This window comes from Rhizobium sp. N731 (assembly GCF_001664145.1).
In the GTDB taxonomy this organism is placed as follows: domain Bacteria; phylum Pseudomonadota; class Alphaproteobacteria; order Rhizobiales; family Rhizobiaceae; genus Rhizobium; species Rhizobium esperanzae.
Map to the genome: position 1 here is coordinate 2935448 of NZ_CP013601.1, position 21833 is coordinate 2957280.

The 21833-nt window shown below is 62.2% G+C and carries 19 protein-coding genes and 1 other RNA gene; 2 read left to right on the forward strand and 18 right to left on the reverse strand.

Going from position 1 to position 21833, the window contains the following annotated elements:
- Nucleotide 1: 1 nt before the first annotated feature.
- The 18 genes from murB to AMK02_RS14560 form a co-directional block, all read right to left on the reverse strand.
- Nucleotides 2-976: a UDP-N-acetylmuramate dehydrogenase gene (gene murB, locus AMK02_RS14475; protein WP_064803805.1), complete on the reverse strand. Its 975-nt coding sequence runs from the start codon at nt 974-976 to the stop codon at nt 2-4.
- Complete coding sequence (gene murC / locus AMK02_RS14480) at nt 973-2388, reverse strand: UDP-N-acetylmuramate--L-alanine ligase (protein ID WP_064803806.1); 1416 nt, start codon at nt 2386-2388, stop codon at nt 973-975. Before murC ends, murB begins: the two co-directional genes overlap by 4 nt.
- Nucleotides 2385-3509, reverse strand: a complete 1125-nt coding sequence (murG, locus tag AMK02_RS14485) for an undecaprenyldiphospho-muramoylpentapeptide beta-N-acetylglucosaminyltransferase (RefSeq protein WP_064803808.1) — start codon at nt 3507-3509, stop codon at nt 2385-2387. Before murG ends, murC begins: the two co-directional genes overlap by 4 nt.
- Before the next feature lie 6 nt (nt 3510-3515).
- Nucleotides 3516-4670: a putative lipid II flippase FtsW gene (gene ftsW / locus AMK02_RS14490; protein WP_064803810.1), complete on the reverse strand. Its 1155-nt coding sequence runs from the start codon at nt 4668-4670 to the stop codon at nt 3516-3518.
- 1 nt (nt 4671) lies between these two features.
- A complete protein-coding gene (murD, locus tag AMK02_RS14495) occupies nt 4672-6084 on the reverse strand; it encodes a UDP-N-acetylmuramoyl-L-alanine--D-glutamate ligase (protein WP_064803812.1) in 1413 nt (470 codons plus the stop codon).
- Between the two features lie 7 nt (nt 6085-6091).
- Nucleotides 6092-7192 (reverse strand): phospho-N-acetylmuramoyl-pentapeptide-transferase, encoded by a 1101-nt coding sequence (gene mraY, locus AMK02_RS14500; protein WP_011426095.1) that lies wholly within the window; start codon nt 7190-7192, stop codon nt 6092-6094.
- A 22-nt stretch (nt 7193-7214) separates the two neighbouring features.
- A complete protein-coding gene (locus tag AMK02_RS14505) occupies nt 7215-8654 on the reverse strand; it encodes a UDP-N-acetylmuramoylalanyl-D-glutamyl-2,6-diaminopimelate--D-alanyl-D-alanine ligase (RefSeq protein ID WP_064803813.1) in 1440 nt (479 codons plus the stop codon).
- Entirely contained in the window at nt 8651-10171 is a 1521-nt protein-coding gene (locus AMK02_RS14510; protein ID WP_064803815.1) for a UDP-N-acetylmuramoyl-L-alanyl-D-glutamate--2,6-diaminopimelate ligase, read from the reverse strand. The genes AMK02_RS14505 and AMK02_RS14510 overlap by 4 nt, the downstream gene beginning before the upstream one ends.
- A gap of 6 nt (nt 10172-10177) precedes the next feature.
- Nucleotides 10178-11935 carry a peptidoglycan D,D-transpeptidase FtsI family protein gene (locus AMK02_RS14515; protein ID WP_064803818.1) on the reverse strand — a complete coding sequence of 586 codons (1758 nt, stop codon included), beginning with the start codon at nt 11933-11935 and terminating at the stop codon, nt 10178-10180.
- Nucleotides 11935-12441, reverse strand: coding sequence for a cell division protein FtsL (gene ftsL / locus AMK02_RS14520; RefSeq protein ID WP_064803820.1), 507 nt, complete (start codon nt 12439-12441; stop codon nt 11935-11937). The genes AMK02_RS14515 and ftsL overlap by 1 nt, the downstream gene beginning before the upstream one ends.
- A 1-nt stretch (nt 12442) precedes the next feature.
- Entirely contained in the window at nt 12443-13468 is a 1026-nt protein-coding gene (gene rsmH, locus AMK02_RS14525) for a 16S rRNA (cytosine(1402)-N(4))-methyltransferase RsmH (RefSeq protein WP_064803821.1), read from the reverse strand.
- 17 nt (nt 13469-13485) lie between these two features.
- The gene (gene mraZ / locus AMK02_RS14530) at nt 13486-13923 is read right to left on the reverse strand and encodes a division/cell wall cluster transcriptional repressor MraZ (protein ID WP_064803823.1); all 438 of its coding nucleotides are present in this window, start codon (nt 13921-13923) and stop codon (nt 13486-13488) included.
- A 374-nt stretch (nt 13924-14297) separates the two neighbouring features.
- Nucleotides 14298-14695, reverse strand: an RNA gene (gene rnpB, locus AMK02_RS14535) — RNase P RNA component class A.
- A 56-nt stretch (nt 14696-14751) separates the two neighbouring features.
- Nucleotides 14752-15927, reverse strand: a complete 1176-nt coding sequence (locus AMK02_RS14540) for an NAD(P)/FAD-dependent oxidoreductase (RefSeq protein ID WP_064803825.1) — start codon at nt 15925-15927, stop codon at nt 14752-14754.
- A gap of 10 nt (nt 15928-15937) precedes the next feature.
- Nucleotides 15938-17125 (reverse strand): NAD(P)/FAD-dependent oxidoreductase, encoded by a 1188-nt coding sequence (locus AMK02_RS14545; RefSeq protein ID WP_064803827.1) that lies wholly within the window; start codon nt 17123-17125, stop codon nt 15938-15940.
- A 115-nt stretch (nt 17126-17240) separates the two neighbouring features.
- Nucleotides 17241-17768 (reverse strand): lytic transglycosylase domain-containing protein, encoded by a 528-nt coding sequence (locus AMK02_RS14550; protein ID WP_064803828.1) that lies wholly within the window; start codon nt 17766-17768, stop codon nt 17241-17243.
- 262 nt (nt 17769-18030) lie between these two features.
- Entirely contained in the window at nt 18031-18792 is a 762-nt protein-coding gene (locus AMK02_RS14555; protein WP_064803830.1) for an N-acetylmuramoyl-L-alanine amidase, read from the reverse strand.
- Nucleotides 18789-19496 (reverse strand): J domain-containing protein, encoded by a 708-nt coding sequence (locus AMK02_RS14560; protein ID WP_064803832.1) that lies wholly within the window; start codon nt 19494-19496, stop codon nt 18789-18791. The genes AMK02_RS14555 and AMK02_RS14560 overlap by 4 nt, the downstream gene beginning before the upstream one ends.
- A gap of 389 nt (nt 19497-19885) precedes the next feature.
- Between AMK02_RS14560 and AMK02_RS14565 the strand changes: the two genes are divergently transcribed.
- The gene (locus AMK02_RS14565) at nt 19886-21097 is read left to right on the forward strand and encodes a pyrophosphate--fructose-6-phosphate 1-phosphotransferase (protein ID WP_064803834.1); all 1212 of its coding nucleotides are present in this window, start codon (nt 19886-19888) and stop codon (nt 21095-21097) included.
- Nucleotides 21098-21155: 58 nt separating this feature from the next.
- On the forward strand, nt 21156-21791 hold the full coding sequence (locus AMK02_RS14570) for a LysE family translocator (RefSeq protein WP_064803836.1): 636 nt from the start codon (nt 21156-21158) through the stop codon (nt 21789-21791).
- The last annotated feature ends 42 nt before the right edge of the window (nt 21792-21833 follow it).

Below are 21833 nucleotides of genomic sequence, written 5' to 3' on the forward strand. Positions count from 1 at the left end.
TTTATTCGCTCGTCACGCCCTGGAACGGGCGCACTTCGCGGCCGGGCATGAAGACGCCGAGGCGCTTGATTTCCCATTCGAGCTTGATGCCGTCTTTCTCGAAGACCTCACGGCGCACCTGCTCGCCGAGATATTCGAGATCATAGCCGGTCGCCTGCCCCATATTGATCATGAAATTGCAGTGAAGCGACGACATCTGCGCGCCGCCGATCACGAGGCCGCGGCAGCCTGCCTCGTCGATCAGCTTCCAGGCCGAATGACCCGGCGGATTCTTGAAGGTCGAGCCGCCGGTCTTTTCGCGAACCGGCTGCACCGTCTCGCGGTGATTGCGCACAGCGTCCATTTCGGCGCGGATCTGGGCGCGATCTTCCGGATAGCCCTCGAACAGCACCGAGGTGAAGATCAGATCGGCGGGCGCTTTTGAATGCCGGTAGGAATAACCCATCTCCGCATTGGAAAGCACATGCTTGTTGCCCTTGCGGTCGACGGCGTTGACCTCGATCAGCCGCTCACGCGTTTCCACGCCGTTCGCGCCGGCATTCATGCGCGCCGCGCCGCCGATACCGCCCGGTATGCCATAGAAGAAATGGAAGCCGCCGATGCCATTGTCCATCGCCATTGCCGCGACATGCTTGTCGGGGCAGATGGCGCCGGCGAGGATGCGATTTTCGCCGGCAAGCTCGACGAAGCCGAAGCCCTTGGCCGATAGGCGCAGCACCACGCCCGGAATGCCGCCGTCGCGCACCAGAATGTTGGAGCCGACACCGACCACCGTCAGCGGCACCTCTTCGGGCAATATCTTCAGGAAGGCAATGAGATCGTCGACGTCATGCGGCTGGAACATCAGTTCGGCCAGACCGCCGGCCCTGAACCAGGTGACGCGGTCCATGGGGGCATCCGGCGTGATACGGCCGCGGACATCCTTTACACCATCCCCGAGAGACGCGAGAAGCTTTTCCCCATTCACCTGTTTCATGCGGACTTTCCCGATAGGCCTTCCAATTGCTTGGGCAGTGCTGCTGCCCATGATGTGATGCTCCCAGCCCCCAACAGAACCACGAAATCACCAGGCTTTGCAACCTCCGCAACCATTTGCGGCAGAAGCTCCGCCGAAGCGAGGAAGCGGGCGTCGCGATGGCCGCCGGATTTGATGCGCGAGACGAGCGACATGGAATCGACCCCTTCGATCGCATCCTCGCCTGCCGCATAGACGGGCGCCAGAAAAATACTGTCGGCATCGTTGAAGCAGGCGGCGAATTCCTCGAACAGGCTCGCGAGTCGGGTATAACGGTGGGGCTGATGGACGGCGATGATGCGCCCCTTGCAGGCCTCGCGGGCCGCCTTCAGCACCGCCTTGATTTCGACCGGATGGTGGCCGTAATCGTCGAAGATCTGCACGCCGTTCCATTCGCCGGTCAGCGTGAAGCGACGCTTGACGCCGCCGAAGGAGGCAAGCCCCTTGGCGATATCTTCATTCGATATGCCAAGCCGGTTGGCGACTGCGATCGCCGCCGTGGCGTTGGAAATATTGTGGCGACCGGGCATCGGCATGACCAGTCCCTTGAGCTCGCTCCTCTGGCCGGTGCGACGGCGGCGGATCTCGACGTCGAAGATCGAGCGCGTGCCGTCGATGCGCACATTCTTGAAGCGCACGTCGGCCTGCGGGTTCTCGCCATAGGTGATGATCTTGCGGTCCTCGATGCGGCCGACCAGCGACTGCACCTCGGGGTGATCGAGGCACATGACGCCGAAGCCGTAGAACGGCACATTCTCGACGAACTGCCGGAAGGCGGCGCGCACGGCGTCGAAACTGCCGTAATGGTCGAGATGTTCGGGATCGATATTGGTTATGACGGCGACATCGGCGGGCAGCTTCAGGAAGGTGCCGTCGGATTCGTCGGCCTCGACCACCATCCACTCGCCCTCGCCCATGCGGGCGTTGGTGCCGTAGGCGTTGATGATGCCGCCGTTGATGACGGTCGGATCGAGCCCGCCGGCTTCGAGCAGGGTTGCGACCAGCGAAGTGGTCGTCGTTTTGCCGTGGGTGCCGCCGATGGCGATCGCATTGCGGAAGCGCATCAGCTCGGCAAGCATCTCGGCGCGGCGCACCACCGGCAGCAGCTTTTCGCGCGCGGCGATGAGTTCCGGGTTGCTCTTCTTGATCGCCGTCGAAACGACGACGACTTCGGCATCACCGAGATTTTCGGCGCGATGGCCGACGGAGACCTCAATGCCTTTATCGCGCAGTCGCTGCACATTGGCGCCGTCCGATTGATCCGATCCCTGCACCTTGTGACCGAGATTGTGCAGCACCTCGGCGATACCGCTCATGCCGATACCGCCAATACCGATGAAATGGACGAGACCGATCGCCTTCGGCAGTTTCATGCGCGTGTCCTCTTGAATTCTGAGACTGTCTTGCCGGCGGCAATAGCCTCAACCATGTCGGCAAGCAAGTTCGCCGCATCCGGTTTCCCGGCGAGCTTGGCCGCCGCCGCCATGTGCGAAAGCTTGTCCGGATCGTTCATCACATGGCTCAGTATAGAGGCGATGCGTTCAGGCGAAAGCTCCGACTGAGGGATCACCTTCGCCCCGCCGGTCGCAGCCAGTGCGGCGGCGTTCGCCGCCTGATCATGGTCGAGCGCATGCGGATAGGGCACCAGAATGGCCGGGCGTCCGATGACGGAGATTTCCGAAACAGTAGAAGCACCGGAGCGGCAGATCACCAGATGTGCTTGGGCAAGACGCTCTGCCATGTCGTTGAAAAAAGGGGCGATATCGGCTCCCATCTCCAGCTTGGCGACGCAGCCGCTGACCATCTCCATATCCTCAGGGCGCACCTGCTGCGTCACCCTGAGCCGCACGCGCAGGCCGTCGTCGAGCAGGCTGATCGCCGTCGGCATCGCCTTGGAAAAATACTGCGCGCCCTGGCTGCCGCCGAAGACGACGAGATTGAAGGGCTCGCCGGGATGCGAAGGCAGGTAAGGCCGCTCGGCTGCGGCAAGGATCGCCGGTCGCACAGGATTGCCTGTTGCAACTGTCTTGTCAGAAAAAGCATCCCCGCTTTCTGATAGAAAGCCGCCGGCAATCGCCTTGACGCGCGGAGCCAGCGCCTTGTTGGCCCGGCCCATGACCGCATTCTGCTCATGCAGCATCGAGGCGACGCCGAGCCGCGTGGCGGCCAGCAGCGGCGGCACGGTGGGGTAACCGCCGAAGCCGACGACAATCACCGGCTTCAGCCGCTGGATCAGCCTTTTGGCCGCTCGCATGCCGCTCCATAGCGTCCACAGCGAGCGGGCGACGGCGACCGGGTTCTTCGAGCCGATCGTCGCCGACGGCACGACATGGATCTGCTCGGCCGGGAACTTGCCGGCATAACGCTCGGCCCGACTGTCAGTCACCAGGTGCACCGAATAGCCGCGCTCCTTCAGCTTGAAGGCCAGCGCCTCCGCCGGGAACACGTGGCCGCCGGTCCCTCCGGCGGCAAGCAGCACGATGCCTTTGCTCATGACCTCTTACTCCGCGGGCATGCCGTGCGGGACGCGGAAGAGGCTCCGGTCCTGCGCACGTTTTTCCGGGCGGTGGCGCGTCAGCGCGAGAATAAAGCCCGCGGTAACGCAGATCGCCACCATGGAAGAACCGCCGTAGGAAATCAGCGGCAGCGTCATGCCCTTTGCCGGCAGCAGCTCAAGATTGACGCCGATGTTGATGATTGACTGGATGCCCATCTGCAGCACCAGGCCCGCGACGGCAAAGCGATTGAAATCATTGCGCTCGCGATAGGCATGCGAGAGGCCGCGCAGCACCAGCACGGAAAACAGCGCGACGAGCGCCATGCAGAAGACGATGCCGAATTCCTCGGCCGCGACCGAGAAGATGAAGTCGGTATGCGCATCCGGGATGATACGCTTGACGATGCCTTCGCCCGGTCCCTGACCGAACCAGCTGCCGCGGATAATCGCCTCACGGGCCGTGTCGATCTGGAACGTGTCGCCCTCGCCGGTCATGAACTTGTCTATGCGCAGCGCAACGTGCGGAAAGACGTAATAGGCACTGAGCAGGCCGCCGGCGCCGCCAATGCCGAGCAGCATGATCCAGATCCACGGCATGCCGGCCATGAAGAACATGCCCCCCCAGACGGCGGTCGTCAGGATGGTCTGGCCGAGGTCGGGCTGCGCGACGAGAAGGGCCGCAACGATGCCGAAGAGGATGATGGCAAAGAGATTACCGGGGATTTCCGGCTGGCGCGCATGCTCGGCAAATAGCCAGGCGCAGACGACGACGAAGGCAGGTTTCATGAATTCCGACGGCTGGATGGAAAGGCCGGCGATCCAGATCCAGCGCCTGCCACCCTTTACCTCCTGGCCGACGAACAGCACCAGCACCATCATGGCGAGCGAAATGATCAGGAGCAGGATCGCGGTTCGCCGCACCTGGCGCGGCGTCAGGAACGATAGCCCGAGCATGACGGCGATCGACGGGATCATGAAGGCGGCATGGCGCTTGACGAAGTGAAAAGGCTCGAGCCCGATGCGCTCGGCAACCGCCGGAGATGCCGCAAACGACAGCATGAAGCCGATGCCCATCAAGAAGATGAACATCGCCAGGAAGAAGCGGTCGATGGTCCAGAACCAATCGGCCAGAGGCCCACGTTCCGCGCGGCTTACCATGTCATTTCTCTCCTGTTGCCGGTCCGATCAGCATCGTCATTCCGTCAAGGGCGGCCACATGGCTGACGAAGGCATCACCCCTGACTTCGAAGTTCTTATACTGGTCGAAGCTTGCGCAAGCCGGGGATAACATCACGGCGGAAGCAGCAGCTTCGTCGCGCTCCGCGTCGGCCGCCGCATGCGCGACTGCGCGCTCCAGCGTGCCGGAGATCTCGTAGGGCACGGCCTCGCCGAGTGTGGCGGCGAACTCCGCGGCTGCCTCGCCGATCAGATAGGCCTTGGCGATACGCGGGAAATAGGGCGCGAGCGTCGAGATGCCGCCTGATTTCGGCAAGCCGCCGGCGATCCAGTAGATGCGATCATAGCTCGACAGCGCCGGCGCTGCCGCGTCGGCATTCGTCGCCTTGGAATCGTTGACGAAGACGACGCGGCCTCGTTTGCCCACAGGCTGCATGCGGTGCTTGAGGCCGGGAAAGGAGGCAAGGCCGGTGCGAATGTCGTCGGCGGACACGCCGACGGCAAGGCAGGCGGCGACCGCCGCCGCCGCGTTCTGCGCATTGTGGCTGCCGCGCAGCGTCTGGATGCCGTCGAGATCGGCAAAGGGCAGCATGGCGCCGCCGCCGGCCTGAACGAGCCTGGTGCCCTCGGCATAAATGCCTGATGCCACCGCGTTACGGCGCGAGATGCGGACCACCTTGACACCTGCCCGCTCGATCCGGTCGGCGATTAGCGCCGAATGGCTGTCATCGATGCCGACGATCGCGACATCGCTGCCGGCGACCAGCCGCTCCTTGACGTCGGCGTAGTGCTGCATCGTGCCGTGGCGATCGAGATGATCGGGCGTCAGGTTGAGCAGGATGCCGGCGGAAGGGTTCAGCGTCGGCGCCAGATCGATCTGATAGGAAGAGCATTCGACGACGAAATAGCGCCCCGCCTTCGGCGGATCGAGCGTCAGCACCGCCGTACCGATATTGCCGCCGAGCTGGGTGTCGTAGCCTGCGGATTTCAGGATGTGGGCGATCAGCGCCGTCGTCGTCGACTTGCCGTTGGTGCCGGTGATAGCGATGAAGGGGCAATCCGGCGCATGAGCGCGGCGCTCGCGCACGAAGAGCTCGACGTCGCCGACAATATCGACGCCGGCCGCCCGCGCCAGGTCGACAGTCCAGTGCGGCTTCGGATGGGTGAGCGGCACGCCGGGCGACAGGACGAACAGCGCATGCTGGCTCCAGTCGATGCCGTGCAGGTCCTCCGTCCGGATGCCTTCCGCCGAAGCCTTGGCGACGCTGTCGGGATTGTCGTCCCACGCGGTCACCTCGGCGCCGCCAGCGACCAGCGCGCGGGCAGTGGCAAAACCGGAACCGCCGAGCCCGAAGAGCGCGACCTTCCTGTCCTTGAGCGTCGTGACCGGAATCATCGCCGCCTCACCGGAGCTTCAGCGTCGAAAGGCCGAGCAGGGCAAGGCCGACGGCGATGATCCAGAAGCGGATCACCACCTGGCTCTCGGTCCAGCCCTTCTTCTCGAAATGATGATGGATCGGCGCCATCAGGAAGACGCGCCGGCCGGTCATCTTGAAGAAGCCGACCTGGATGATGACCGACAGCGTCTCCATGACGAACAGGCCTCCGATGATCGCCATGACGATCTCATGCTTGGTGGCGACGGCAACGGTGCCGATCGTGCCGCCGAGCGCCAGCGACCCGGTATCGCCCATGAAGATGGCGGCGGGCGGCGCGTTGAACCAGAGGAAGCCGAGGCCGGCGCCGATGACGGCGCCGAGCACGACGGCAAGCTCACCGGTGCCGGGCACGAAATTGATCTGCAGATAGTTCGCAAACACCACATTGCCGGCGAGATAGGCGATGACGCCGAAGGAGGCGGCCGCGATCATAACAGGCACGATGGCAAGCCCGTCGAGGCCATCGGTCAGATTGACGGCATTGCCGGCGCCGACGATCACGAAGCCGCCGAAGACGACGAACATGATGCCGAGATTGATCAGGAAGTCCTTGAAGAAGGGAAAGGCGATCGAGGAGCCGAAGGTCGAGCCGGCGGTCCCCGAGGCAAGGGCGGTGCGCATCATGAAGTAGACGGCGATGCCGGCGATGACGAATTCGATGCCGAGGCGCGCCTTGCCGGAGAAGCCCTTGTGGCTCTGCTTGGTCACCTTGAGATAATCGTCATAGAAGCCGATTGCGCCGAAGCCCAGCGTCACCAGCAAGGTGGCGACGACATAGACGTTGGAAAGATCGGCCCAGAGCAGCGACGCCCCGACGATGCCGGCCAGGATCATCAGCCCGCCCATGGTCGGCGTGCCGGCCTTCTTGAAATGCGTCTGCGGCCCGTCCGCGCGGATCGGTTGGCCCTTGCCCTGCCGGATGCGCAGCGAATTGATGATCGTCGGCCCGAACAGGAAGACGATCAATGCGGAGGTGAAGAGAGCGGCCCCTGTGCGGAAAGTGATGTATCTGAACAGATTCAGAAACTTGAAATATTCCGACAGTTCGACAAGCCAGATCAGCATTCAGGGCCCCTTGTTTACCCGATCAAAGTTCGCGTTGCGTGTCGGCAAATGCCGGGAACTTGTCAAGGAGCGCGGCGACGATCTTGCCGAAACCGATGCCCAGAGACGATTTCACCATCAACACGTCGCCCGGCGCGACCGAGTCCAATACATATTCCGTCAATTCGCTCGTGTTCTCGCGGTATTCGACTTGCACGCTTTCCGGCAATGATTCCTTCAGCGCGGCCATCTCGGCACCCGCAAGCCAGACATGTTCGATGCCGGCGGCAAGCAGCGGCCCGGCAAGATCGGCATGGACCTTCTCGGCATATTCGCCCATCTCCAGCATGTCGCCGAGCACGGCGATACGGCGTCCGCGCGCGGTCGGCTCGGCGGCCGCCAGCAGCGCGATCGCCGCGCGCATCGAGGCCGGATTGGCATTGTAGCTCTCGTCGATCAGCGTGAAACTGCCGCGACCGCCGCCGATCGAAAGCCGGTGGCGCTTGCCCCTGCCCTTTTCCGGCTTCAGCGTCGCAAGCGCCTCGATCGCCTTCTCCATATCGGCTCCGACGATCCTGACGACGCCGAGCGCCGCCAGCGCATTCTCGGCGATATGGCGGCCAGGCGCGCCGATCGCGACCTCCAGCGTCTCGCCGCCGATCGTCAGCCATAGCGTCGAATTCTCGTCCGCGCCGTTGAATTCCGCGAGCCGGAATTCCGCCTTGGCATGCTGGCCGAAGGAGTGAATGTTCTCGATGCCGAGCGACTGCGCCGTTCGATCGAGGAAATTGAACTGGTCATTGTCGCGGTTGAGCACGACATGGCCGCCGGGCTCGAGCCCTTCGAAGACCTCCGCCTTGGCGGCGGCGATCTCCTTGATGCTCTTGAAGTTGCCGAGATGCGCCGGCGCGATCGTCGTGATGACCGCGACATCGGGACGGATCATCGCCACCAGCGGCCGGATCTCGCCGGGATGATTCATCCCGACTTCGAAGACGCCGTAATCGGTATCATCAGGCATCCGCGCGAGCGTCAGCGGAACGCCCCAGTGATTGTTGAAGGAAGCGACGGAGGCGTGCACCTTGCCCGACGGCGACAGCACGTGCCGCAGCATCTCCTTGGTGGTCGTCTTGCCGACAGAACCGGTAACGGCGATGATTTTTGCCCGCGACCGCTCGCGGGAAGCCTGCCCCAGACGCCCGAGTGCCGCCAGCACGTCGTCGACGACGATCATCGGCACCGTCAGGCGGCCAAGGGCGGGAAGCCTCGCTTCGCTGACGACGAGAAGCGAGGCGCCGTTCGCTATCGCCATCGACGCATAGTCGTGACCGTCGACGCGGTCACCCTTGATCGCGAAAAACGCCTCGCCTGATGTAATCGAGCGGCTGTCGATGGAAATGCCGGTGATGCCTTCGGGCAAGGTGCCGAAAGGGCGCCCCGCCATCGCTGCGATCATGTCTTCGGTCGTCCAGAGCCAGCTCAAGATTTCAGTTCCTCCAAGGCCTTGCGCACCTCCGCGTGGTCCGAGAACGGCAGTGTGACGTTCCCAATCGTCTGCCCTTCCTCATGCCCCTTGCCGGCAACGATCAGCGTATCGCCGGATTTCAGCATGCCGACCGCCTCACGGATAGCCGTGGCGCGATCGCCGATCTCGGAGGCTGAGCTCGCTGCCGCCATAATCTCCGCCCGGATCGCAGCCGGCTCCTCCGAACGCGGATTGTCGTCGGTGACGATCACGACATCGGCAAGGCGGCAGGCGATTTCGCCCATGATCGGCCGCTTGCCGCGGTCGCGGTCGCCGCCGCAGCCGAAGACGACGACGACACGGCCGGTGGTGAAGGGCCTCACCGAATTCAGCACATTTTCCAACGCATCCGGCTTGTGGGCATAATCGACATAAGCGAGTGCGCCATCTTGGGTATGGCCGACCAGTTCGAGGCGGCCCGACGCGCCGACCAGTTTCTCGAGCGCCGCCATCGCGACCTTCGGCTCGACTCCCGTGGACATGGCAAGTCCTGCCGCAACCAGCGCGTTGGCGACCTGGAAATCGCCGGCCAGCGGAATGTCCACCTCGAAGATCTCATCGCCGATATGGATCTCCGCCGTCTGCTTGTGGCGGAAATGCTCGACGCGTTTCAGAGACAGATATTTCCCCTTGCGCCCGACGGTGCGGACGTCATGACCGGCATCGGCAGCCGCCTTGATTGCCTGCGCCGACCACGGATCGTCAGCGAAGACGACCGCCGGCGAGCCCTTCGGCAGCAGCGTATCGAAAAGCCGCATCTTGGCGGCCATATAGTCTTCGACCGTCGGATGATAATCCATGTGGTCGCGGCCGAGATTGGTGAAGGCTGCGGCGGCGAGCCTGACACCGTCGAGACGGCATTGGTCGAGGCCGTGGCTGGAAGCCTCCATCGACGCATGCGTAACACCCTCGTCGGCGAGCTCCGCCAGCAGTTTGTGCAGCGACACCGGATCCGGCGTCGTCAGTGCGCCATATTCATTGCGCGTCGGCGAAACGACACCTGTCGTGCCGATCATCGCGGCTGCATGGCCGGCATGTGCCCAGATCTGGCGGGTGAAAGAGGCGACGGAAGTCTTGCCGGCCGTGCCCGTGACGGCGACCATGGTCTCGGGCTGCCTGCCGTAAAAGCGGGAGGCGGCGATGGAAAGAAAGCGGCGCGGTTCCTTGACCGCAAGCACCGGGATGGGAGCATCGACAACCTGGGAGGTGATCGCGATGGCGGCCCCACGGCCGGCGGCATCCGCGATGAAACCCGCGCCATCCGCCTTGGTGCCGGCGACCGCGACAAAAGCATTGCCCGGTTCGACCTTGCGGCTGTCCGAAGACAGGCCTGAGATATCAAGCAAGCCTGCCGGGCCTTCGAGCTGTACTTCAATTTCCGGAAACTGATCTCCGGCCAGGTCTCGCAATTTCATCGAACGCACTTTTCTCTCTTGAAGCCGGTTCACCCCTCGCGAATCGGCGTCGGTATTCATTCACACTCAATAAGACACCAGCAAGGCCGAACCGCCCTCCCCAAATTTCGGCTCAATGCCGAGAATGGGAGCCGCGCGGCGGATGATCTCACGAGCGATCGGGCCGGCAGTACCGGCGGAGATCGTTCCACCATATTGCTTTTCGCCTGTTTTCGGCTCGTCGCAGAAGGTGATGACGACATATTGGGGATTATCGATCGGGAAGGCGGAAATGAAGGAGTTGAAGTTGAGCGTCGCGGAATAACGCCCGTTCACCACCTTGTCCGCCGTACCGGTCTTGCTGCCGACGGCAAAGCCCGGCACGCGGGCGACGCGTCCCGACCCCTTGTAACCGTTGAAATCGAGAAGATAGCGGATCTCATCGCTGGTCGACTTCTTGAGGACCTGCTTGGCAACCTGATCGGCCTGTTCGCGGGTGCGCGGCAGGAATGTCGGCTCGATCAGCTTGCCGCCGTTGACAAGGGCGGCAGCCGCCACGCCCGTCTGCAGCGCGGTCGTTGAGACGCCGTGGCCGAAGGAAATCGTGATCGAATTGATCTTCTTCCAGACGCGCGGCTGGCTCGGCATCTTCACTTCGGGCAGTTCGGTCTGCATCTTCGTCAGCAGGCCGAATTTGGTCAGATAGTCCTTCTGCGCGTCGATGCCGACGAGGTCGATGACGCGCGCCGTGCCGATGTTCGACGAATACTGGAAGATTTCGGGAACGGTCAGCCAGCGGCGCTGTCCGTGAAAGTCATGGATGGTGAAGCCGCCGATATAGATCGGCTTGCTGGCGTCGAACGTGTCGGACATCTTCACCTTGCCGCTGTCGAGCGCCATCGCCAGCGAGAAGGTTTTGAAGGTCGACCCCATTTCGAAGGTGCCGTTCGTCATCCGGTTGAGCCAGCCTTCCTTGGCGCCCTCCTGCGGATTGTTCGGATCGAAGTCGGGTGCCGATGCCATGCCGAGCACTTCCCCGGTGTGCACGTCGATAACAGCGGCGCCGGCCCCCTTTGACTGGAAATTGTTGACGGCGTTGACGACCGCATCGCGAACGATGTTCTGCACGCGCAGGTCGATCGACAGCCGCACCGGCTCGAGCGGCTGGTCGCTCGTCATGCCGACCGAGGCGAGATCGGCGAGCCCCTGGTCGTCGATAAATTTCTCCATGCCGGCCACGCCGCGGTTGTCGATGTTGACATAGCCGAGGATGTGCGCCGCAGTTGAGCCGCCGGGATAGAAGCGGCGCTTCTCCGGCCGAAAGCCGATGCCGGGAATGCCGAGCGCCAGGATCTGGCTCTGCTGCTTCGGCGTCAGCTGCCGGCGCAGCCAGGCGAAATGCGAACTCTTGACCGAAAGTTTCTTGTAGGTGTCTCTGACGTCGAGCTCCGGCAAAACAGTTGCAAGCTTCTCCACCGCCTCATCGACGTCAACGATCTTGTTCGGCTCGGCAAACAGCGAGACCGTGCGGATGTCGGTCGCCAGCACCTCGCCATTGCGATCGAGTATGTCGGGCCGCGAGGCCATCAACCGGTCGGGCGGCAGGATGCTGGAGACGACCTCCTGATCCTTCATGGCATATTCGACCAGACGGCCGCCGATGACGACATAGACACCCATGAAGCCAAGGATCAGCAGCCCTACACGGCTTTTTGCCTGCCCTGTCTTCTTCTTGCGCGACCCCTCGATGGCCACGCCGGCGGAAGGGCCGCCGAAGCGGTTATAGACGCCGGTGGAGAAATGCGCCTGGCTCTTCAGGACCATGATGCGAGAAAGAAACGACATTATTCCACCGACCCCGTTTCGATCTCGTCTGCCTCGTCTGCCACCACACCACGCTGCTCGGCTGCGTCACGCTGCTCGGCTGCGTCGTGCTGCTGTACTGCGCCCCGTGGCACGGGCATCGGCACGGGCTGCGCTTTGCCGGTCGTGCCTTTGGCGCTGGCCACGGCCGCACCCTTGGCGCCGGCTTTGGCCTCCGTCACATCCGGTACCGGAACCTCGGACTTCAGCATCGGCAGCTCCTTCGCATGCACGAGCGCCGTCGAATCCGTCGGCTGCAGCTGCAATTCCGCATTGTAGGCATTGACCAGCCGCTCCAGCCGGTTCGGCTGCGATTGCAGCGCCCAATCGGCCTTGAGAAGATCGATCGTGTCCTTCTCGAGCTTGATCTCGGCCTCGAGGCGATGAACTTCCTCGAGCTTCAATTCGGCGCGATGCTTGATCGTGTAGGTGACGGCGGCAGTCGCCGTCATGACGCCGATGAGCACAAGATCGAACGTTTTCAGCATATCAACCTCCAAGCTTTCCGAGAGAGGCAAGATTGGGAAACCCGAAGAGCGACATATCCGCCGCCTCGGCGGCCGCGTCCGTCCGCTGACCGGCGCGCAGCTTGGCGGAGCGGGCGCGCGGATTGGCTTCAGCCTCCGCCTCGCTCGCCGAAACCATCGGCTTGCCGATCGCCGTGAAGGTCGCCGCCCGCTCATGTGCGGCCGGCAGGTGCCGCGAGCCCGTCGCCTTGCCGGCGCGGTCGGAGAAGAATTTCTTGACGATGCGGTCTTCAAGCGAATGAAAGGTGACGACGACGAGCCGGCCGCCGGGCTTCAGAGCTCGTTCCGCCGCAAACAAAGCCTGCGCCAGCTCCCCGAGCTCGTCATTGACGAAAATGCGCAAGGCCTGGAAGACGCGCGTCGCGGGATGGATCTTGTCCTTCATCTTGCGCGGGGTGACCAGTTCGATGAGGCCGGCAAGATCGCGCGTCGTTTCGAAGGGCTTTTCCTCGCGCCGCTTCTCGATCGCATGTGCGATTCGCGGCGCCTGGTTTTCCTCGCCGAGAAAATGGAAGATGCGGATCAGATCCGCGACCTTGGCGCGATTGACGACATCGGCGGCCGAAACGCCTGTCCCCGACATGCGCATGTCAAGCGGTCCGCTCTTCTGGAAGGAGAAGCCGCGCTCGGGCTCATCGATCTGCATGGAAGAGACGCCGATATCGAGCACGACGCCGTCGAGCCCGCCTTGCGGCGCATGATCGGCAAGATTCGAGAACTGCGCATGAATGAGCCGGAGGCGGCCGGCATGAGCGGCAACCATCGCCTGGCCCGCGGCAATCGCTGTGGGATCACGATCGAGCGCAATCACCTCGGCGCCGGCTGCAAGGATGGCCGCGCTATAACCACCCGCACCGAATGTACCATCGAGAATGAGCTTGCCGGGTGCGGGCGAGAGCGCTGCGAGGACCTCATTGAGAAGAACAGGAATGTGACGAACCGGTCCGCCACCGGCATCAGTTGAACCTCCGCCAGGATTCGTCGCCATTCCGTTCCCTCGTTCCTTCAGGAACGCTTGCCCGCCAGCTTGCGCTCCCCTCGTGCCTGCGCCTGCGCGGCCAAGAATGCCTGCGGCTGCCAGAGCTGAAAATGATCCGCTCGACCGACGAAGGTCACTTCGTCCGAGATGCCGGTGAAGTCGCGGATGAAATCCGTGACCATCAGCCGCCCCTCGGCATCGAGCTTCATGAAGACCCCGCCTCCGTGGATCAGAAGCGACATCGCGTTCGCATCCGGCGAAAACGGATCTTCCGCAGCAATCTGCCGCTCGAATCTTTCGAGAAGATCCGGGCCGCCGATGCTGATCGCCGGAAACACAAAGTCCTGGAAACAGTAAAGCTCCTGAACGTTGCGCTGCGCCAGCACGGAACGGAACGCCGAAGGCACGGAAACCCTGCCCTTGGCATCGATCCTGTTGGTCGCGTTCGAAAGGAAGCGGCTCATGACTCGAAACATCCGTTCCCGCAGGGAGCCGGACAAAAAGACGCCCGAAAGTCCCAATATCAGGCACAGCTTCGCAAGCCGGATGAGCCGAATCCCACCCGACGCTTCTGGAAAAGAAGACGCCTTTGCTTTGCGATGAATGGGCAAATGATTGCCCTGATGCAGTGCGCATTTGGGATAACATGGGACCATATGGGCGTCAATGGGATACGCCCATTTTGCAACGGACGCATGATCAAACATTTATAAGCTGTTAAGTTTAACAAAGGGTTAGCGGTGCCATTTTACGACAGACACGCAATGATAGCGTCGCACAAAAACACGCCTAAAAGGCGCATGAATATGACCTGGCCCCTGCCGCGGTACGGATGTTAATCGCCAGTTGGCCTGTAAGCCGGGTTCTGTATGGCTCCGGCGTGAACCGGAACGTGGCAGCCATTCCTCTGGGACAGCGCTCGCACGCTGCCTCACGCAACCCACCCGGATGACTGGCCTGGAAACCGGCCGGAGAGCCTTTCGGCCCGCCGCATCATCCCTATTCGGTCTTGCTCCCGGTGGGGTTTACCGTGCCATATCCGTTGCCGGAGATGCGGTGGGCTCTTACCCCACCCTTTCACCCTTACCTGTCATGACAGGCGGTTTGCTTTCTGTGGCACTTTCCCTGAGGTCGCCCTCGCCGGACGTTATCCGGCACCGTGTTTCCGTGGAGCCCGGACTTTCCTCACCCTACCGCCTTTCGGCATTGGTAAAGCGCGGCTGCCCGGCCAACTGGCAGGGCTCCCATAAACGAGAGAGCCCGTAATTGCTACCGAAATATGGGGGACAGGCTTAACGGAAATTAGGTGTGAAATCCGTGGAGTAGCCCTGTTCGCCGATTCTGCCCGACAAAAGCAGCTCCGCGCCGAGCCTGCCGATTTCGTCCGAACTCTTGGCCGAGGTGCCGGCACAGCCCGTCAGCACCGCAATCGCGGGCGAAGAGGTATAGCCGATCATCGGATAGCTGCTTTCCGTAAACGAGACGACGCAGGCGGCCGTCGAAATCGAAAGCGGCGTCATATCGGGCACGAGGTCGGCGACGATGCGCTGCAGATGCGAGCGCACGCTCTCGCGCCCTTCGGTCCTGAACCAAGCCCGCATCTCGATGTCGTTGCGTAAGATCAGATCGTCGGGATCGCCGCCGATCTTCAGGTAGAATTTGCCATCGGGATAACGGATCGGCGGCAGCAGATAGATATGGATGCCGGGCACGTCGAGAATGAGCGACGGCATCGCCGCAAGGCGGAGCGCATCAGCCTCGCCGACCTCGAACAGCGTTATGGTCCGGCCATAAACCGTCATGTCAACAGGCCGTGGCAACAGATTCTCGGCAATGGAAAATCCGCCCGCCGCCAGCAGCACCTTTTCACCGCGATAGGTGAGGCCCCCGGCAGTCTTGACGGTCGCCAGCCCGCCCTCCTCGCGGATCGAGACCACATGATCCCGGATGACAGTCGCGTCTGCCCTTTCTGCCAGCACAGATTGCGCCTTGACCAGCTTGCGCGGACTGATATGTCCGGCGCCCCTCGCCTCGAACACACCTGCACTGCCAGCGGGAAAGGCAAAGAAGGGAAATGCGGTCTTCAATCCGCCCGGGTCCAGAAGCCTGGTCTCGACGCCGAGCGAAACGGCAGCCTGCCGAGTCCTTTCGAGATAATCGCTTCCATTAGGCGCGACGACGGCGCAGCCGACCTCCCGATAGAAGTCGATGCCGCTCTCGTTCGCGATCTCGCCGTAGCGACCGATCGAGCGGTTGGCGAGCAGCGCCCAGTTGCGGTCGGGATCGATGGTGCGGGTAATGCGCCCCTCGTCGTAATGGCTGGCGAAAACGCCTTCATGCGCCTTGCGATCATCAGGCTCGTCCGGGCCGATCACCGCAACACCATCCGTCTGCCGCGCCAGATGCCGCGCAGCAGCGGCTCCCATCAGACCGCGGCCGACGACGATATATTTGAAATCGACTGCCATGATATTCCTCTCAAACGAAGACCGGCGTCAGCTCGCGGCCGAAATCCTCATCCCCGAGCCGCCCTTCCCTGAGAAGCACGGCGCCGAGACGCCCGAGTTCGTCGGAGGATTTGGCCGCGACAAAATTGCCGCCGGTTAACACCGCGATCCGCGGCGACGGCGTGAAGCCGACGTAGGGATAACCGGTCGGCGTGAAATTCGCCACGCACGGAGCCGATGTAACCGGGCAGCCGGCCAGCTCCGGCATCAGTTGCAGGGCGATGCGCGAGAGATGATTGCGCTCGGCCACACTGCCGTCGGAACGGAACCACGTGCCGGCCTCTTCCAGCCGGCTGAAGGAAAGCGCCTCGGTATCGCCGCCAAGCTTCAGATAGAGCTTGCCGTCGGGATAACGCACCGGCGGCAGGATATAGATGTGATCCTCCTCCCGGTCGCCGAGCACGATGGTCGACGGCATGTTGCCGAAGATCGCCATCTCGCGCTCGCCGATTTCGTAGAAGACAACGGTACGCGCCATCACTCTCAAATCGACGGGACGCGGCAGCAGGGCATGGAAATTGCTGAAAGCGCCGGCCGCGACCAATACGCGCTCGGCGCTGTAGCTTCTGTCGCCGGCCGTCACCTCGACATGGGAACCTGCATCACGCACCGACGTCACCGTCGCCTCGATCAGCGCGACGCCGCCCTGTTCGGCGAGCCTGGCTTGCGCGCGCACCAGCGCCCGCGGATTGATGTGCCCGGCGCGCTTGCGCTCGAAATATCCGCTGAAATCAGGGCCGACGGCAAGATAGGGAAAACGCCGGTCGAGTTCCGCCGGGGCGACGATCTCGATATCGCTGCCGAGCGTCCCGCTGACGGTCAGCGCCCTTAGAAGAAAGTCCTGCTCGTCCTTGGGCGGGGGACCGGCAAAAAGGCAGCCGACTTCCGAAAAGAAGGAAATGCCGCTTTTCGCCTCGATGTCGCGGTAGCGCCCGAGCGCCCGCGCGGCGAAAGTTCCCCAGGCGAGATTGCCGTCGAAGGTGCGGGTAATGCGCGCTTCGTCATAATGGCTGGCAAAGACGCCGTGATGGGCCTTGCGATCCCCCGGCTCCGAAGGGCCGATCAGCGCGACGCCGTCGGCCATGGAGGAGAGATGCCGTGCCGCCGCCGCTCCCATCATGCCGCGCCCGATGACGATGAACCTGAAATCGACTGCCATGTCTCACCTTATATCGAGGTGGCCACCTCGTTTCGAGGTGGGATATCACGGCGAGCGGTCTGATTCATATCGCAAAAACAGCAGCGGAAGACTTTCCTCCGATCCGGGTGGCGGCTCAGTCGAGCATCGCCAGGACCTTGCCGCAATACGTCTTCGACACCGGGTTCATGCGCGTTGCGCCATGGCCGGCATTATATTTGAGGATGGTGTTGCAGGTCTGCCCGCCGCCGAGCTGGTGGGCGGCCGCCAGATACTTCATGCCGTATTTGATGTTAGTCTCGGGATCGAACAGGCCTTTGCGCGTGCCGGAATATCCCATCATCCTGGCCGTTGCGGGCTTGATCTGCATCAGGCCGATTTCGCCGGCGCTGCCGCGTGCCTTCGGATTGAAATTACTCTCGATGCGAACGACTGCCTGGGCGAGCGCCACCGGAACGTTGTATTCAGCTGCATATTTGTTGATCAGCGCAGCATAGGGAATGCTGTTGGAGAAATCGGGCATAGCATAACCGCTCTGGCGATCGACGGTTTTCAGCGGGATAGTTTCGGCCCTGACGCCCCAGTCATCATTAGCCGAGGCAAAGTTATACCCCGCCAGCAGCATGCCAAGGCATGCCGCAGCACCAACAATCAAATTTTTCATATAGTTTCTTCACTCCGACCCAAAGAACTGCAGGACTGCGCGCCTCGCCGTCATCCGGATACACGCGATCAAGGACTGATCGCGTTCCACAGCAATTCTTATCGTTTCATTTGGCGGTCACGGTTACACTTGAAATCAGCCGCGAGCGCCGTTCAGCGGGCGTCCTTAGACCATCGCAATGAGGAGATAATAGGGAAATGATGTGGCGGGGCGGATTTCTCGCTTGTGGCGGCAAAACTGCCCGGAAATCCACCTGCCGTCGTCAGGAAAATCGCGGTAGCGCCGACAGCAGCCGGTGCAGCGTGTCGATCGTCGAGAAATCGGCGATCCCGTCCACTCGTTCGGGCCGGAAATGGCGCTGGAAGGCTTCCACGTCGCCGGCGGTCTTTTCGGAGAATTCGCCCGTAATTTCAGTGCCGTAACCATAAAGCGACAGCATCGACTGCAGCGCTTCCACCGGCTGGCCGGCGTCCCCGCGCTGAAAGAAACGCCCGCCGGTGATCGTCGCCGGCTCGACCCAATGCCCCACACCCGCCCGATGAAGCTCGGCCCAAGGGAATTTCTCGCCCGGATCGACCTTGCGAATCGGTGCGACATCGGAATGCCCGAGCACTCTTTCCGGCGCGATCGACCAACGTTTGACACAGTCACGACACAATTCGATGACTGCTGCGATCTGTTCTTTCGGATAGTCGGGAAGGCCGCCGGGATGGCCGGCATTGGCGATTTCGATGCCGATCGACAGCGAATTGATATCGCTCTCGCCGTGCCAGCTGCTTTTACCCGCATGCCAGGCGCGCCGCGCCTCCGGCACGAGCTGGATCACCTCGCCATTCTCGTGCACGAAATAATGGCTGGAAACCTGGCTCTCTTCCCGACAGAGCCAGTCGAGCGCGTCATCGGCCGTCGGCATCCCGGTATAATGCAGCAGGATCATGTCGGGACGCCGCCCGTCCGCCCGCTCGCCGTGGTTGGGCGACGGCCGCACGCAAGCGCCTCGATAATCGGCCTCGAAAGAGGTCATGCGGCGCGGCGTTCCTTCTCGATCGCCGCATAGGCTGCATTCAGCGCCGCCATGCGCTCATTGGCGATCAAATGAAACTCCTTCGGCACCCCACGCGAGATCAGTCGATCGGGATGATGTTCGCTGACCAGGCCGCGGTAACGGCGGCGGATCGTCGGAAAATCGTCGGAAGGCGACACGCCGAGCACCTTGTAGGGATCGCCGCCGGACGAGACGTGGCGAGCGGCGATCTGGTCGAAACGTGTCTCGCTCATTTCAAAGATTTCGGCGATGTGGCGCAGGAAATTCAGTTCCTTCTCATGGATCAGCCCGTCGGCCTTGGCGATATGGAAGAGACCGTCGAGCACGTCTTCCAGCACCGTGCAATTGGCTGCGCAGGTGGTGCAGAGCGTGGAGAGCCGCTCGGCGTAGGCCTCATAGCCGGCAACATCCTGACGCGCGAGGTTATAAAGTCTGGCGACATTCTTGGCTTGATCCGGCGGAAATTCGAAGATTTCCCGGAAGGCCTCGACCTCCCTCTCGCTGACGATGCCGTCGGCCTTGGCCATCTTGGCCGAAAGCGCGATGATCGCCACGGAGAACGCCACTTTGCGCCGGGTTTCGGGATCGCCTTCGAAAACCGTTCGGATCGCCTCGACGACCGCGGAAAGCGCATTGCCCGCGGTATTGCCAATGGCATTCAACAGTTTTTCCCAGAAGGACATCGAAAATCTCTCGCACGCTTGTCAAGTATGAGAAGTCAGCTTGACCAAAGAATCTGAGCCATTGCAAGGCGACGATTGGTCGTAGGATCGAAAACAGTTTTCACAATTCGGTAATTATTGCACCGCAGCAAGCGGTCGGCCGCTTTCGCCGGATCTGCCGTAAGAGAGTGCCCACACCATGTCACTCGATACTTAGCCGCCGATTTCCACAAACACTTCCCGACAAGCAAAGCAGGCTTGAAACGATTATATCGATACTTCGCGCCGCCTTCGCCGTTGAACCCGGCAAAAAGCCGCTTCTTTCGTAAATTCTTTACTTTACAGAGCCCTTTCCCTGCCGCATCCATGCGCTAGCTAACGCTGCCGCACTGAACACCATAGGAGGGATCATGGCCAAACAGAAAGTCGCAATGCTGACCGCCGGAGGCCTGGCGCCCTGTCTTTCCTCCGCAGTTGGCGGCCTCATCGAACGCTACAGCGACGTCGCGCCCGAAATCGACATCGTTGCCTATAGGTCCGGTTATCAGGGCGTGCTGCTCGGTGATCGGATCGAGATCACCGGCCAAATGCGGGAAAGAGCGCCGCTGCTGCACCGCTACGGCGGATCACCGATCGGCAACAGCCGCGTCAAACTCACCAATGCCGCCGACTGCGTCAAGCGCGGCCTTGTCAAGGAAGGCGACAACCCGCTGAGGGTCGCCGCCGAACGTCTTGCCGATGACGGCATCACCATTCTCCACACGATCGGGGGCGACGACACCAATACTACGGCCGCCGACCTTGCCGCCTACCTCGCCGCCAACGGCTACGACCTGACCGTCGTCGGCCTGCCGAAGACGGTCGACAACGATGTCGTGCCCATCCGCCAGTCGCTCGGCGCCTGGACGGCCGCCGAAGTCGGCGCGCATTTCTTCGACAATGTCAGCAACGAGCAGACGGCCGCACCGCGCACGCTCGTCATCCACGAGGTGATGGGCCGCCACTGCGGCTGGCTGACGGCAGCCACCGCCCGCGCCTATCTTCAGCGCACCAGCCGCAACCAGTATGTCGACGGCCTGATGATGGACGCGCATCTGAAGAGCATCGACGCCGTCTATCTACCCGAAATGGCCTTCGACCTCGACGCCGAGGCCGCCCGCCTGAAGGACATCATGGACCGCGCCGGCCATGCCACCGTCTTCGTCTCGGAAGGTGCCTGCCTCGACGCCATCGTCGCCGAGCGTGAGGCTGCCGGTGAGACCGTCAAGCGCGACGCCTTCGGCCACGTGAAGATCGACACGATCAATGTCGGCGCCTGGTTCCAGAAGCAGTTCGCCAACCTCCTGAACGCCGAGCGTTCGCTGGTGCAGAAATCGGGCTATTTCGCTCGCTCGGCCCCGGCCAATGGCGACGACCTCAGGCTGATCCAGAGCATGGTCGATCTCGCCGTCGAAAGCGCGCTCAATAAGGTCTCCGGCGTCACCGGTCACGACGAAGCGCAGAACGGTAAGTTGCGCACTATAGAATTTCCCCGCATCAAAGGTGGCAAAGCTTTTGACCTGTCGACGGCATGGTTTGCCGAAGTCATGGATAATATAGGGCAGAAATACAAAGAAGCATGATTGACGGACGGTTAATATGGTGTCTTTGCTTGTTCCCGACGGGATAGGAGGAGATTCCATGTCGCTTGAAGCCTGGCTCGCTTTTGCTGCCGCATCCGCCATCATGCTGGCCATACCGGGGCCGACGATACTGCTCGTCGTTTCCTATGCGCTCGGCCATGGCCGCCGGACGGCCTTTGCGACGGTGAGCGGCGTGGCGCTCGGCGACTTCACCGCCATGACAGCGTCCCTCTTCGGTCTCGGCGCGGTGCTCGCCACCTCCGCCGCTCTCTTCACGCTTTTGAAGTGGATCGGCGGCGCCTATCTGATCTGGCTGGGAATCAAGCTCTGGCGGGCTCCGGTGATTGGCGAGCCGGTCGCCGATAACGACAATCTGCCGGAGGAAAAGTCGCTTAAGATCTTCCTTCACGCCTATATCGTCACCGCCCTCAATCCGAAGAGTATCGTCTTCTTCGTCGCCTTCGTGCCGCAGTTCCTCAACCCGGCCCTGCCCTTCTTCGGGCAGATGGCGATCATGGAAGCGACCTTCCTGGTGCTGGCGATCTTCAACGCCGCCACCTATGCTTTTCTCGCCCATTCCGCTCGCGGACTGATTCGCAAGGCGAGCGTCCAGCGCGCCGTCAACCGGACCGGCGGCACTCTGCTGATCGCTGCAGGCGCCGTCACGGCTGGGTATCGCCGTATTGCGGCTTAAATCCGGGTATCGCGCTATTGCAGCTTAGAAATATTCCGTGGT

Coding starts and splice junctions, on each gene's coding strand:
- murB (WP_064803805.1), bottom strand. CDS start 976: ATGAAACAGGTGAATGGGGAAAAGCTTCTCGCGTCTCTCGGGGATGGT.
- murC (WP_064803806.1), bottom strand. CDS start 2,388: ATGAAACTGCCGAAGGCGATCGGTCTCGTCCATTTCATCGGTATTGGC.
- murG (WP_064803808.1), bottom strand. CDS start 3,509: ATGAGCAAAGGCATCGTGCTGCTTGCCGCCGGAGGGACCGGCGGCCAC.
- ftsW (WP_064803810.1), bottom strand. CDS start 4,670: ATGGTAAGCCGCGCGGAACGTGGGCCTCTGGCCGATTGGTTCTGGACC.
- murD (WP_064803812.1), bottom strand. CDS start 6,084: ATGATTCCGGTCACGACGCTCAAGGACAGGAAGGTCGCGCTCTTCGGG.
- mraY (WP_011426095.1), bottom strand. CDS start 7,192: ATGCTGATCTGGCTTGTCGAACTGTCGGAATATTTCAAGTTTCTGAAT.
- AMK02_RS14510 (WP_064803815.1), bottom strand. CDS start 10,171: ATGAATACCGACGCCGATTCGCGAGGGGTGAACCGGCTTCAAGAGAGA.
- AMK02_RS14515 (WP_064803818.1), bottom strand. CDS start 11,935: ATGTCGTTTCTTTCTCGCATCATGGTCCTGAAGAGCCAGGCGCATTTC.
- ftsL (WP_064803820.1), bottom strand. CDS start 12,441: ATGCTGAAAACGTTCGATCTTGTGCTCATCGGCGTCATGACGGCGACT.
- rsmH (WP_064803821.1), bottom strand. CDS start 13,468: ATGGCGACGAATCCTGGCGGAGGTTCAACTGATGCCGGTGGCGGACCG.
- mraZ (WP_064803823.1), bottom strand. CDS start 13,923: ATGAGCCGCTTCCTTTCGAACGCGACCAACAGGATCGATGCCAAGGGC.
- AMK02_RS14540 (WP_064803825.1), bottom strand. CDS start 15,927: ATGGCAGTCGATTTCAAATATATCGTCGTCGGCCGCGGTCTGATGGGA.
- AMK02_RS14545 (WP_064803827.1), bottom strand. CDS start 17,125: ATGGCAGTCGATTTCAGGTTCATCGTCATCGGGCGCGGCATGATGGGA.
- AMK02_RS14550 (WP_064803828.1), bottom strand. CDS start 17,768: ATGAAAAATTTGATTGTTGGTGCTGCGGCATGCCTTGGCATGCTGCTG.
- AMK02_RS14555 (WP_064803830.1), bottom strand. CDS start 18,792: ATGACCTCTTTCGAGGCCGATTATCGAGGCGCTTGCGTGCGGCCGTCG.
- AMK02_RS14560 (WP_064803832.1), bottom strand. CDS start 19,496: ATGTCCTTCTGGGAAAAACTGTTGAATGCCATTGGCAATACCGCGGGC.
- AMK02_RS14565 (WP_064803834.1), top strand. CDS start 19,886: ATGGCCAAACAGAAAGTCGCAATGCTGACCGCCGGAGGCCTGGCGCCC.
- AMK02_RS14570 (WP_064803836.1), top strand. CDS start 21,156: ATGTCGCTTGAAGCCTGGCTCGCTTTTGCTGCCGCATCCGCCATCATG.